The organism is Shewanella sp. AC34-MNA-CIBAN-0136 (assembly GCF_040309945.1).
Taxonomy (GTDB): domain Bacteria; phylum Pseudomonadota; class Gammaproteobacteria; order Enterobacterales; family Shewanellaceae; genus Shewanella.
On the sequence record NZ_JBEOPJ010000007.1, the window covers coordinates 82,593 to 97,000 of the forward strand.

Below are 14,408 nucleotides of genomic sequence, written 5' to 3' on the forward strand. Positions count from 1 at the left end.
TTGCATAATGTTGCAATGACGAAGACCTTTTTTGTTTAATTCATCATAGAGATGAAAGCTAAGCAGTTAGCAAAGCAATACAAAGGGCTGTTTGAGCGACGTTTGTTATCCCGAGTTCAGGTTATTTATATTCGAAAAGCCTAATCAATAGTAATCCGTTGCAGATACACGTAAAATCGGCCTGTAAAATTAATAACCAACGACATAAAATAGCGAAAATATCATGAATAGAAAAATCGAATTATTGGCACCCGGTGGAGATGTCGATGCGATCAAAGCTGCGATTATAGCCGGTGCAAATGCCGTTTATTGTGGCCTAGATACCTTCAACGCCCGTAACCGAGCGGCCAACCTGTCATTCGATGACTTAATTGGTGTTATCGCGCTTGCTCACCAATATCAGTGTGAAGTGTTTCTCACCATGAACATCGTTATTTTAGAAAACGAAGTTCCGACATTGGTTAAATTGCTCAATCAGTTAGTGAATACGGGTATCGACGGCATTATTGTCCAGGATTTAGGCTTGTTTAATCTAGTCACTAAGCATTTTCCAAGCCTAGCAATTCACGCTTCTACCCAGCTGACAACTCATAACGAAGGTCAAATTGGCTTCTTAGCCAAAATCGGTGCCACTCGTGTCAATTTATCTCGCGAGCTAAACCTTGGCGAAATTAAAAGCCTTACCACCCTCGCCCACGACCACGAGGTGCTTACCGAAGTTTTTGTTCACGGCGCATTATGTATTGCCTTCTCGGGTCAATGTTATTCAAGTTCAGTCAGTGTTGGTAATTCTGGCAACCGTGGCCGCTGCAGCCAGGCATGTCGTGATGAATACGAAGTCACAGCAGCCGGTAACAAGTTTCCGCTGAATCTAAAAGACAACTCAGCTTACTTTGATTTACCAGAATTGGTTGATGCCGGTGTCGACTCGCTCAAAATTGAAGGCCGCATTAAAGGTGCACAATATGTCCATACCGTGGTGGACAGCTGGCGCAAACAGATCGACAAATTTATCGAAACAGGCAAGCTATTAGCCGATGACTCAAACTTACATAAAGTGTTCAACCGTGATTTTACCAACTCGTTTTTAAAGGGTAACCTCACCAAAGACATGTTTATCGATAATCCACGCGATAACAGCTTTAAACATGCTAACGACAAAAGTAACGCGATATCAGTGGTTCAAATTCAAGAAGCCCAACAAACACTGTCGTCAGAAAAAGACGCCATTGTGCAATTGGTTGCCGAAAAAATTAATCACCTGAGCATTGCCAAGCCTACGCTAGCACTGGCATTTTCTGGTCAAGTCAATCAACCATTGTCGATCACTGTGACCACGCCAGATCAACACTTTGTGATTGAATCATCTATCTCTCTAACCCAAGCAACAGAATCACGGGTTGATGAAGCCGCAATTGAAAAACGCTTTAAAAGCTTAAAAGGCAGTGGTTACTTGTTACAAGCGTTTAATTATGACGGTTTGCAGACTGATTTAAGCCTGCCGTTTAGTCAGTTAACTCAGCTTAAAAACCAACTGTTATTACAGCTAACACAAAGAGAATACATAGGCGCAGTAACCTTACCCAAGTTACCTAAACATCCTAAAGTGACCGACACACCGACATTGTCTTTGCTTATTAGTGATGAAAAAGACGTCAACTTGTGTGATGTTACCGATGCCGATATTTACTTTAAGCTGCCAGAAAGCTTTAAGAAAAACGACAACAAGTATATTGATATCTTTTTACGTAATCCAAGGTTAATCCCGTGGTTTCCGGCTGTACTTATAGGCAAAGATTACATCGAAGCGGTAAGAGTGTTAGAAGTAGTAAAGCCTAAGCGTATTGTCACAAATAATACTGGCGTTGCGTTTAAAGCCTATGAAATGGACATCGAGTGGATTGCGGGGCCGTTTTTAAACACCACTAACTCGTATGCCTTGCTAACATTACAAGAGCAATTGAATTGTGCTGGTGCGTTTATTTCGAACGAGATAAATCGTAACCAAATTAAAAACATCGCCAGACCAGAAAACTTCAAACTGCTTTACAGCATCTATCACCCTATTTTGATGATGACCAGCAGACAATGCTTTTTCCAACAAACGGTAGGCTGTAATAAGCCCAGCATTGAAGACGGTTGCATGCTCAAGTGTGAAAAAGCCACTACCATCACTAATGTGAAAGGTATTTCGTTTGCAGTAGACAAACAAAAAGGCGGTTACCCGAGCATCTATAACCACGAGCAGTTTTTAAACATCGAAGCCGTTGAAGATCTATCACACTTATTTGATGAGTTCTTTATCGATCTCACCAACATAGGATCTGGCTCAAAAGCGGAAATCGATAAAACTCAGCTGGTCGCTCACTTCGAAAACGTCCTTAAAGGCGTCACCGAATCTAAAGTAGAGCTAAATCAACTTGTGACCATTTCTACTAACGCCCAGTATCAGCAAGGTTTGTAATAAAATTTGTTAATGACTCAATCAATAGAGCATGTAAATGGTTAACTCAATAACCTCAACTCGGGATAGAGATGAGAATATAGCTACTCTGTATTGATTGTCCATCATAGAAACAACAAGGGTCGCATTAGTGCGACCCTTGTTGTTTCTGAAGTGATCCACGGTTAATTCCGACTGTAACACTTTTTATCGACATTAATTTCAAGCTAACATATTGGCAAGCTATCTCGCGAAAACCTCTAGCAACCTTCTAAAAGTGGCTACTTTGATGTGTTAACCACAGCGACGACAACAACCGCCGACCACTTGTAATACCAATACACAAACCTACCTTACCAATATTCATCTCTAAATCTGACTCTGTAAAACCAGTATTCATCACATATAAGCCTTATATCGACCGCATCAAGTGAAGAATCTCTGTTTTAAACGCGATAGTCACAAGCCAGAGTATGACTGCATTGTAGAATAATGGCTGACAAGTAACTCTCATCAACATAAAGATTAGCGCGATTAATTTTGGTAAGACAAATAAAATTATTTGGTAATGATCAATTGCAATTGTTGGTAACGTGTTATATAAATGTACCTGTTGATTAAAACAACAACATTGGTAATACCAAATCAAAAAATTTCTTTGGGGGGAATTATGAAGTTGAATAAAATAAGCGCCATGTTCAGTGGCGCAAAAAACAAAGCCAACAATATAACCATTTTTGGCGCGACTTTAACAGCCATGTTAACGATGCCAGCATTTGCAGCAGAACCTGTAGCACAAACTGAAGCGGAAAAAGTTAATACAAGTGAAATTGAAGTTATAGCCGTTCGAGGTATATTTGGCAGTTTAAAAGCCGCTAACTTACTTAAACGTACTGACGAACGTATTGTCGATGTTATCGTTGCTGAAGATATTGGTAAATTACCTGACAACAACATTGCCGAAGCATTGCAACGCATAACAGGTGTTTCTATTGAATCTGATTTTGGTGTCGGTGAATCTGTCACTATCCGTGGTGTATCAGAAAACCTTATTCTGCTCAATGGCCGCTCAACAGCAGGCCCAGGACGTGGCGGTATTAGTTTAGATGACTTCCCTGCTAGTTTCTTAAAAACAGTTGAAGTGATTAAATCTCCAACGCCTGAAATGATTGAAGGTGCTTTAGGTGGCACAGTTAACATGCAGACAGTACGCCCATTAGAACTTAGTGAGCCGCTAATTGCGATTACCCTCGACGGTGAATACGCAGACAAAACTGAAAATGTTGCACCTAACTTTACCGCCGCAATCGGTAATAGCTGGGATTTAGGTGATGCCGGTACCTTCGGTGCTGCAGCTAACGTATCGTACCAAGACCGTGAATTACGTCGTGACGAGTATTTTAACAAGGTTGATTTACAAGACGATATCGATTTAGACGGTGATGGCACTGTTGATGTATCTGGTGGCCCTAACGGCAAATACCTTCGTAGAACAGAAAGTACAGTAGAACAAAAAACAGAACAACGTGAACGTACAGCATTTGGTTTATCACTACAGTGGGCGCCAACCAGCGAAGAGCTTAATTTCTACGTTGACATGAACTCGACAAAACTGGATGGCGGCCAAGCGGCTTATTCAATTCTCGATGTTGGTGGTACCGTGGTGCCAAGAAGTGATTCCTACTACGATGGTAATGGACAACTGCAAAATTACGACCTAAGTGGCGTATTGGTTATTCCTAAAACCTGGAGTGACTTTACAACATCAGAAACAACTTCTCATGCTATTGGTGGTGAGTGGAATATTACTGATAACATCGAAATCTCGGGTGAATATTCAATTTCGAAATCAGAAGAACGTCAAACAGCTTCTGAATTTAACTTACGTCCAATTGAACGCACAGACCCTACCCTTGATTTAGTCACACATACCAGCACAGCAAGCATGACTAATGGTAGTGGCATTCCATCTTATGTCTTTGAAGACACCGGTATGTTAACTAATCCAGACAACTTGGTATTCCGTGAGTTTTACCACAAAACATTAGACACAGATAACGAAGAACAAGCATTACGCTTTGACTTTAAAATCCATGATGTAGGTGTAGATTTTATCTCTGCAATAAAAACGGGCGTTCGTTTTACCGATAGAGATTACAGTTCAAATCGCTTTGACTTAGCACCTAACGGAACCACGCTTAAAGATGCTTATAAAAAAGCTAAAAACGCAGACGGTTTATACAGCCCAACCTGGATTGATAACCCCATTATCAGCGATAGCTTTAAAACAATAAACGCCAGTAACTCATTCGACCAAACCGGTATTGCGGGTCAAAACGACTTATTAACATACAACGTGTATGACGCTGAAAAGCTGCAAGATGCTCAAGCAACCTATTTGTTAGCTCAGCAAATGCTAGCAGGTACCACTTATGCAATGAACGGTACTTTAGCTGACAACATGGTTGAAGACACTGGCGCCTATAAGTTCATCAACGAAAAGACTCGTGCTATCTATGCACAGTTTCATTTAGATTTTGATGACATTACTGCAGTGGTTGGTGGGCGTTATATTCAAACAGAATTAGAATCAAGCATTGTCGATTCTGTAGACAGTAACGGTAACAAAATCCTCAATACTGGTAGTAACGATTATTCAGACTTTTTACCTAGCTTGAATGTCACTTATACTTTATCAGAAGAAACCTTAATGCGTTTTGCGGCTGCTAAAGTGATGCGCCGTGCTGATTTTGATGAATTAAGTCCTGCATTATCAATCGATAACTCTTTAGTTACCGGTACTCAAGGTTCGTACCAGTTAGAACCGTATCGTGTTACTCAATATGACCTTTCTGTAGAGCATTACTTCGGCGATGGTGGTTTACTTTCTGCAGCAATTTTCTATAAAGACGTTAACTCGTTCACCCAAACCGACAGCAGCTGTTTAGCTGACTCAAGCACGATAAGCGGACAAAATACCACGCAGTGGAATAATATTTGTTTACTTAACACCGCGGGTCAAAGCCAAGGTGACATTGTTAATGCGACTCAAGACCAAGGTTTAGCATATGTTGATGCTCAAAAAGCCGCAGGTCAAACGGGTATCGTCATCGACACTGATGTGAATGGTGGTAGCGGTGAAGTCAGAGGTTTGGAATTAGGTTACCAGCAACAGTTCAGCTTTTTACCCGGCATTTGGGCAGGTTTAGGTGTTAACGCAAACTATACCTATGCAGATAGTGAGCAACCCGATGGCAATCCATTACTGAATATTTCTAAGCACACCGCTAACACTCAAGTTTACTGGGAAGGTGAAGAAGTTCAGTTACGTTTAGCCTACAACTGGCGTGACCGTTATTTAGACGACCAAAGCACCAAGCGTGTACAAACTGTTGGCGCTTTAGGTTATAACGTTTTCAACCAGAATGACCCTTCTGCTGATAACTACGACCCTACCGTGGGTAACAGCTACCGAGAAGATAGAGGCCAACTTGATTTTTCAGTTAGCTGGGATATCAACGAAAACTTCACTGTTGTAGCCAATGCGGTAAACCTAACGGGTGAACCAATTGTTTATACTACTGAGCTAGATTCTATCTGGGCTTACAGTGAAGCAGACCGTCGCTACACTCTTGGTGTTCGAGCTAAGTTTTAATCAACTGATGTCTTAAAGTAGAGCCTATCAAATTGATAGGCTCTACCATTAACGACAACAATATTATTGACCGTCACTACAAACGATATTAGAGCGTTAAATGGATCTGACACTAGCAGCGGCTTAACGCGGTACGTATGTGCAGGGTCATATAAACGATTTATTAGTTGATAAAAATGTCGAATTACAAATAGCGATACCTTGCTACCACACCATCATTAATTCTAGTTTTAGTTAACAACCAACAACGCCACCCTTACCAATCACATTTTTGGTATAACCTTGGTAAGATAATTGGTTGACAATAATCTTAGTATTACTTACAATTTTGTAATACCACTTGATAACCAATTCAAGCAAGAGTAAGCATCATTGTTACCGATATTTTCAGTCCGGCAATATTAAATGATAAATAATGAGTCGTTTTTGAAGAGTAAACAGGAATACACCATTTGAAAGGACATTAACCCACTCAATTGGCTTATAGCAATCCTGAACTCAAGATGGCTCTTTATACAAATTACATAGCGCACTGGCACATTCGGTGAGCTGAATAAAATTGAAATACGCATTTACCAATATATTTAGGAGTTAGACATGACAAAGCCAGTCATCGGTTTTATCGGCCTTGGCCTTATGGGCGGCAACATGGTTGAGAACTTACAAAACAGAGGTTACCAGCTAAATGTAATGGACCTTAACAAAGAAGCGGTTGCTACATGTGTTGCTCGCGGTGCAAAAACCGTAACGACAGCAAAAGAACTTGCTGCATCTAGCGACATCGTTATGCTGTGCTTAACCACATCTGCCGTAGTTGAAAAACTGGTTTATGGTGACGATGGTATTCTCGCGGGCATTAAAGAAGGTTCTGTACTAGTTGATTTTGGTACATCAATTCCGTCATCTACGCGTAAAATTGGTGCAGACCTTGCAGCAAAAGGCGCAGGTATGATTGATGCCCCACTCGGCCGTACTCCTGCTCACGCTAAAGACGGTTTACTAAACATCATGGCAGCTGGCGATCTTGAGACCTTTAATAAGGTTAAGCCAGTATTAGACGAGCAAGGCGAAAACGTATTCCATTTAGGTGCATTAGGCGCAGGTCACACGACTAAGCTAATCAACAACTTTATGGGTATGACTACCGTTTGTGCTATGTCTCAAGCCTTTGCTGTTGCAGATCTTGCTGGTGTTGACCGTGCGCAACTGTTCGACATCATGTCAGCGGGTCCATCTAACTCACCGTTCATGAAATTCTGTAAAAACTATGCAGTAGACGGTGTAAGCGATTTAGGCTTCTCTATTGCTAACGCTAACAAAGATCTTGGCTACTTCTTAAAAATGGTAGAAGACTTAGGCACAGAATCTAAAATTGCTGAAGGTTCATCTGCTAATCTACAAGCTGCATTTGACGCGGGTTTAGGTAACGGCAATGTACCTGAGATATTTGACTACTTTGTAAAACTAGCCAAGTAATTCATAAAGCTGAGTGAATAAAACCTTTTCATCTGTGACGATTGCAGATGAAAAGGTCTATATCAAAACTAAAGCCAAAACTAAAACTTAAACTTAAACTTAAACTATCATTAAGACTCTACATTGCCCTTCGCTACACAACCTTTCACTGCAGCACTTTTAACTTCACTACTTTTAACTACACCATTCTTCACTACACTTCTGTTGATTAAAAAAGTCACTCTGTATAAAGTCATTCGGTATAAGTGTTATTACCGCTGCCAATACTGCTGCCAATACCGCTAACGTCTACAGTATCGATTTCAATACTCATCAACGCTTCGACTTTATGTTCCGCGTAACACCAATGCATGCTGGTTAAACATAATATAATCGCAGACTTCAATATCCATGAGTGCATGAAAACACCAACTGATTTGCCAGACGATTACAGCCATCACTTCTTCTGTATTGATATTATTTAACAATGGATCAGGACCATTGGCTCTCTCGAGTCATGTATGTCGACAACGGTTGTTTCAAATCTCACTCAGATTAAGTCACACTAAGATTAAGTCACCATTTTATTATTATCACTAATGGTCAATACTAGTCGGTTGCTCTAAATATAATGTTGTCTAAATATGTTGCCAAATCCACACTTATGTAGCGGTAGATCAAACTCACGATATTGTTTTTTCGTTAAACAGATAAGGGTAATCTAACAAAAAACCGAGCGCCACAGCCGGGTTCGGAGCGATAGTCAATGCTTCCGTTCATTGCTTCAACAAGCTCCTTACAAAGGGCTAAGCCTAAACCCGTGCCTCCTTTCACTTTAGAGCTGCTTGCATCTGCTTGCGAAAACTTTGCAAATATTTTGCTCTTAAAATCTTCAGGGATTCCGGCTCCTTGGTCTTGTACAGCAATTTCAATTTCATCAGAAGTGACAGTCGCAGACAATATTACACTCCCCGATTCGGGAGAAAATTTAACCGCATTGGATAGAAAGTTAGTCAGAATTTGTAACAGACGATGCTCATCAACATATACAAACAATTCATCTATTTGCTTATCTACATGTAACGCTAAAGTAATTTTATGCAGGTCGGCGTATGGTTGATGATCATTGATAGCTCTTTGTAAAAGTGGAACTACATTTAATCGTTTCATTTCAAACAACATTTTACCAGCAGCCAGTTTTTCAATATCTAATAAGTCATTAATCAAACGACTAAGCTGCTTGCAGTTACTGCTCGCAATCTCAACCAATTTCTCCGCTTTTGTAGGTAGTGTGACCAACTTACCAGACTGCAATAAACTTAATGCGCCATAAATTGATGTTAACGGAGTGCGAAGCTCATGACTCACGGTTGAAATGAATTCATCTTTAATTTTCTGTAATGTCATCCGCTCGGTAATATCTTGCACAGAACCTATCATTATCTTATCCGGATTCTGATCTTCGGCGACCAGCTGTCCTAATTCATGTACCCAGCGAACATCCCCATTAGGGCGGATGATTCGGTAAACTTCGTTAACAATACCTGTCGAACGAGTCTGCTGCTCATTTTTAAGCACTTTATCGATATCGTCAGGATGAACAGCATTTTTAAACAATGTAGAACTCGGCACCACATCTTCAGCGTTAAACCCAAAAATTTGATAAATAATAGGTGACCACCAAAATGTTCCATGCTCAAGCGATGCATGCCAATAACCAATTTTGGCTTGCTCACTCGCTAAATCAAGGCTTTGCTGAGTAACATTCAGCTGAAGATTGAGATCCTCAAGTTTGAGATAGTATTCTTTAGTTTGGGTAATATCATGAATATAGCCATGCCATAACGTACTACCATCTGGCATCCTTTCCGGTGTTGCTCTGCCTAATAACCATATTATCGATTTGTCATCCCGGTAAACACGATATTCCTGTTCCCATATAGTCAGTTGTTGGCTAGAGACTTCAATACTCTGAACAACTGCAGGTACATCTTCAGGGTAAATTGTAGAAAATGCATTGGAAGCATCTGTAAGAACATCTTCCGGTTTAACACCATAAATATCTTCGATTCCAGAGCTAGCATATGGGAATGCGCTGCGTCCGTCTGGCCACACCTGATACTGATAAACCACACCCGGAAGCTGCTGTGTCAGTTTGTACAATTGGTCTTGCAGTTTTTTTTCTTTGCTAACATCCATAACAAAACCGTCAAGGTGTTGAACGACACCATTGCTGTCATATTCAGCAGCGCCGCGTTCTTCTACCCATATAACAGATCCATTTTTATGCAAAAGACGGCAATTTAATACCCAACTAGAATGACTAAGCACAGCTTTTTCGATGACTTCAAATACCAATGCCCTGTCATCAGGATGAACCATACTAACAATACTGCGCTGACCGTTATTGATAAAATCGCTGGCAGGATAGCCTGTAAGTGCATAAATATGTTCACTCATATACAGCATGGTCCAATGTTCATCATGCAGACATCGGTAAGTCATTCCCGGTATATTGGCAACCAAGGTCTTAAACTGATCTCGGCTTTGTAATAATGCTAAGTTACTATTATTTTCTTTGGTGATATCAGCATGTGTGCCATACATCATCAGTGGCTTACCATCTGCGGTATAAGAAACGACTTTGCCTCGATCATGCGCCCATACAAAATGACCATCTTTGTGCTTCATTCTGCATTTAACGTCATAAAATGGAATTAAGCCATTGAGGTGATCATCTAAAGCTGCATCTGAATAGTCGAGATCATCGGGATGTATCATGGATAACCAAGTATCAATGGTAATGGGTTCTAGCTCGGCAAGCGTATAACCGATAATCTCAGCCCAACGTTCGTTGCAATGGGTTTCACCCGTTTGAATATTCCACTGCCAAGTACCGATCCTCGTTCCGTCAAGCACCGACCTGTACATTTGCTCGCTTGCCACTAATTGCTCATGTGCTTGATCTTGTAATCTATCAATAATTTCTTGTTCAATACTTTTAGCAAAACCGTATGCAATATCTCGTTCTTTGTCAGTGAACTGGCGAGGTTTGCTATCAATAAAGCAAAGTGTGCCAATTTTTTCACCATTACACACTAAAGGCACACCGGCATAAAATCGAATAAACGGCGCTGAGACAACTAATGGATTGTCAGCAAACCGACTATCAAGCAGAGCATCAGCAACTTCAAAAATACCATCGCCTAAAATGGTATGGCCACAAAATGAAATATCTCTGCTTGTCGCGCATGCATCTAAACCTTGTTTCGACTTAAACCATTGGCGATTGGAGTCTACCAATGAAATAAGCACAATTTCCGTGCCTAAACAAAGTTGAGCTAAATGCGTTAAACGATCAAAACGTTCTTCTGGGCCCGTATCTAACAGCCCAGTATTATTTAGCGCGGTAAGTCTTTCTGTCTCGGAAATAGGAAATACAGGAGTTTGCATAAGTTACTCTTGATTGTGGATTTCTTGAGAGATTAAGCTAGCTTGATAAATAGATTCTAACCTATCACCTAGACTCATAGCATCGAAGGGTTTTTCAATCACAGCAACGGCACCAACATCCAAATATTCTTGTTTTTCAGACTCCTGAATCCTCGCGGTCATAAAAACAGCTGGAATGTTTAAACAATTTGGTTTTTTACGAATTTCAATCAGCGTTTGTATACCATCCATACCCGGCATCATGGCGTCTAACAATATTAAATCTGGTGCGAAAGCCTCCACTTGGCTAATGGCCTCATGTCCGCCATCACAAGCCAACAGGGTAAATCCAGATATATCAACGAGAGCCATTTCAACAATGATTCGAATCGACTCATCATCCTCTACGTGTAAAATTTTATCTAATTGCATGCCGACTCCAGTTTGATTGGCGTAAACCCCAAATATGTCGAATTATATCGACTAATATTGCATTATAATTTTTGTTGAAGCAAACTAAGCTATTGATTAACAATAAATCCTAACTTTTTATGATGATAGGACATCCATTGAAACTCAATAATACAGTAAACTGCTGTTATCTTTTCTATAGTGTACTTAGAAAGTCATCATGTTCCGAGAGTCATACATATGAAATCTACTAAAATTACTGCTCATCAGCAGCCACTTGATGAAATGAATAAACATGACGTTAATAATTTTAGATCAGAATCTGATAATAAGGAGCTAGAAAGTTTACTTAAGCCTTTTGGTGGTAATGAAAAGTTTTATCGGCGTTTACTTAAGGTTTTTGAAGCAAATCTGGATCAGCAACTGAATAATCTAGAACAGATGATCTTGCAAAACAACACCAATGAGATATTGGTCATTGTTCATACGCTTAAAGGGACTTCTGGGACAGCTGGCTTAACATCAATCTATCAAGCCTTATGTGCCTGGGAGATAAAACTCAAGGACGCGAATAGTTCAAATGCTTTTGAGATACTTTGTGTCGAACTGGCGCCCCAGTTACATTCAGTGACACAAGCTGAACTATCAAAAATCCATGCTTTATTAGCAGAAAAAGAAGTTGAAACACAACGCCTAACAGTTGATTATTCAATCCCAGAGCTCACCGCTATGCTCGCAGAACTGAAACAACACCTCGAAAATAACAATCTAGAAGCGGTGAATATCATCCTAAACCTGCAAAATATGTTGGCAAATAATTTATTGGTTAAGCATGAATTAGCAGTGCTATATGATGCAGTAGAAATATTAGATTTCGACAATGCACTTGTTGCATTATCTTCATTATCCAACAAGTTGTAATAGCCATTTAGCCGTTACTTGGTGTAAAAGCAGATTTATCTTTGATGCCACTAGGCAAATATTAAACAAAAAGTGTTATTCCACTAATATACCATCCTGCACAAAGGGTCCATTGCTACTAAATAAGTGGCTACTAAATAAGTTGCGGCCAAATATATACCTTGGCAACTTTTAGTGAACCCACTATCGACGTATAATGTCCGCGAACTCTTTAAACGTTAGGCATTAATGAAAAATAACATAGAGATAGTCGATCTGCTGCGTGAACGCATTCCGTCATTTGAATGTAAGCCAGGTTGTCACGATTGTTGTGGTCCAGTAACCACATCTTCAGAAGAAATGGCACGCCTCCCCTTTAAAACTAACGCCCAACATGAAGCCGCATTAAAAGAGTGGAACTGCGTATACTTAGGTCCAAATGGTTGCGAGGTTTATGAAGAGCGCCCATTGATATGTCGTGTTTTTGGTACAACACCACGTATGCCTTGCCCTGAGCACCGTCGACCGGAAGTGATGATTGATACAAAAACGGAGGCGCAGATCCATCACTATATCGCCAACACCCGCCAAGTACTGGTTTGACATTTAATCGGTAGTAAATACAGCAGTGATAGAACCTGCCAGAACAGATAATATTTATGTCTGGTAAGGCGGCATAGGAATACCAGTCAATGCATTAACAAGGCATGCCAACGACACACGTACAATGATTATGCTGATATAAAGGCATTTTCGTATTCACGAAAATGCCAGCATAAGACTAAATGTTAGATGAGCTTAAAACTCACCATTCGCGACAGTACCATTTGTCACTTCAATATCTTGTAAATCAGCATGTAAAAAGAAAGGACTTTCTACATCATCAAGTGTATTTTTTACATCTGGATCATCGTACTGTGCAACACAGGTGTAACCCAGACTATAATTACCCGCTACCACAAAACCAAACTCATAGCCTTGGCCTATCACTTGATTGTTTTGATCTAAAATAGCGTTAACTCTTGCAGAAGCAATAGGCGCAGCGTCTGGAGCAACGACGGCATCAATATTAAAATCAGCCATATTTTCTAATAGCGCAGTATCTTGATATAAATAAACCGCATGGCTAAATGCACTTCCGCCAGCGGCAACTTCACATTGAGTCATCATGTCAGCAGGAATACTTCCCTCAATCGCACCAACTTCAGAAATGTTATGTAACTGCACCGACGTAGGTTTTAAAGTCCAATAGTCTTTATTGCCATGGGGGTCTTGTAATCCACTAGACAGATCAAACTCAGCAACAAAGCTATTTGTGCCTGCTGCAATCGTAAATGCCTTATTAAAAAATAGCCGTCCAGTATCGGTATCCGTTGCACCGACTCCGCCACATGAACCATTACTGTTGGTCGTTAAACCAAATAAATTATCGTCTTTGGTTATGACATATGAACTGTCCGCATTCGGGGTTTCACTTCTTTGCATATAAATACACATTTGGTATTCACCAACAGGAATACTTTGCCCACTCACAAGTGTGTCAACTGCTTGCCCTTGAAATTCAAGTAAATTAACTTGTTTCAAAGCACCATCATCTGACACATCAAACGAAATACTCCCCGAGTCATTTTTTAACACAACTTGTTTAAAAGCGATCGTCACGTCTTTGGCATCACTTGGGTTATCTGATACACCTAAACTAAATACCCCCATTTGAGGAGAGTCTGTTTTATCGTCACTCCCCCCACAAGCTACCAGTAAAGCCGATATCGAGACGGCAAGTAACGTATTAAGCTTTTTCATAATAAACCTCATTAATCGTGCATTTTTTACTGTTTGTTTTACAACTGTAAAAAGTATTGATCACTAAATAAATCATGTTCGATTTTTATACAACCAAAACTCAATAACCCTGTAAGTATTCAATTCAGCAATATGGGCTGTTTACTGAGCTCTATAACAAAGCTCAGTAAATAATTAAATTATTATATTTTTTGATAAACAAAAATTAACGACAATTTAACACCCATTTCACTTCAAAAAATATGATATTAAACGATATTTAATCAATCTCACAACCATCCCACAGTTCCATCTAGCCAGCTTGAGCAA

9 protein-coding genes are annotated in these 14,408 nt (G+C 40.1%); 5 read left to right on the forward strand and 4 right to left on the reverse strand.

Annotated elements, in window-relative coordinates; all coding sequences use genetic code 11:
• Positions 1-223: 223 nt before the first annotated feature.
• From AAEY94_RS08910 to AAEY94_RS08920, 3 genes are all read left to right on the forward strand, one after another.
• Positions 224-2,464 carry a peptidase U32 family protein gene (locus AAEY94_RS08910; protein ID WP_162023181.1) on the forward strand — a complete coding sequence of 747 codons (2,241 nt, stop codon included), beginning with the start codon at positions 224-226 and terminating at the stop codon, positions 2,462-2,464.
• Between the two features lie 649 nt (positions 2,465-3,113).
• On the forward strand, positions 3,114-6,098 hold the full coding sequence (locus AAEY94_RS08915; protein WP_350978480.1) for a TonB-dependent receptor: 2,985 nt from the start codon (positions 3,114-3,116) through the stop codon (positions 6,096-6,098).
• Between the two features lie 597 nt (positions 6,099-6,695).
• A complete protein-coding gene (locus tag AAEY94_RS08920; protein ID WP_101087147.1) occupies positions 6,696-7,574 on the forward strand; it encodes an NAD(P)-dependent oxidoreductase in 879 nt (292 codons plus the stop codon).
• A gap of 232 nt (positions 7,575-7,806) precedes the next feature.
• On the opposite strand, the gene AAEY94_RS08925 is transcribed toward AAEY94_RS08920, so the two are convergent.
• The 3 genes from AAEY94_RS08925 to AAEY94_RS08935 all read right to left on the reverse strand — a co-directional run bounded on the left by AAEY94_RS08925 (position 7,807) and on the right by AAEY94_RS08935 (position 11,417).
• A complete protein-coding gene (locus AAEY94_RS08925; RefSeq protein WP_350978482.1) occupies positions 7,807-7,974 on the reverse strand; it encodes a hypothetical protein in 168 nt (55 codons plus the stop codon).
• Positions 7,975-8,255: 281 nt separating this feature from the next.
• Positions 8,256-11,006 carry a PAS domain-containing protein gene (locus tag AAEY94_RS08930; protein WP_350978484.1) on the reverse strand — a complete coding sequence of 917 codons (2,751 nt, stop codon included), beginning with the start codon at positions 11,004-11,006 and terminating at the stop codon, positions 8,256-8,258.
• Between the two features lie 3 nt (positions 11,007-11,009).
• On the reverse strand, positions 11,010-11,417 hold the full coding sequence (locus AAEY94_RS08935) for a response regulator (RefSeq protein ID WP_182743462.1): 408 nt from the start codon (positions 11,415-11,417) through the stop codon (positions 11,010-11,012).
• A gap of 219 nt (positions 11,418-11,636) precedes the next feature.
• Between AAEY94_RS08935 and AAEY94_RS08940 the strand changes: the two genes are divergently transcribed.
• A complete protein-coding gene (locus AAEY94_RS08940; RefSeq protein WP_350978486.1) occupies positions 11,637-12,317 on the forward strand; it encodes an Hpt domain-containing protein in 681 nt (226 codons plus the stop codon).
• Between the two features lie 228 nt (positions 12,318-12,545).
• Positions 12,546-12,899: a YkgJ family cysteine cluster protein gene (locus tag AAEY94_RS08945; RefSeq protein WP_101031310.1), complete on the forward strand. Its 354-nt coding sequence runs from the start codon at positions 12,546-12,548 to the stop codon at positions 12,897-12,899.
• A 195-nt stretch (positions 12,900-13,094) separates the two neighbouring features.
• Here AAEY94_RS08945 and AAEY94_RS08950 read toward each other — a convergent pair whose 3' ends face one another.
• The gene (locus AAEY94_RS08950; protein ID WP_350978488.1) at positions 13,095-14,099 is read right to left on the reverse strand and encodes a DUF4382 domain-containing protein; all 1,005 of its coding nucleotides are present in this window, start codon (positions 14,097-14,099) and stop codon (positions 13,095-13,097) included.
• Positions 14,100-14,408: the final 309 nt, after the last annotated feature.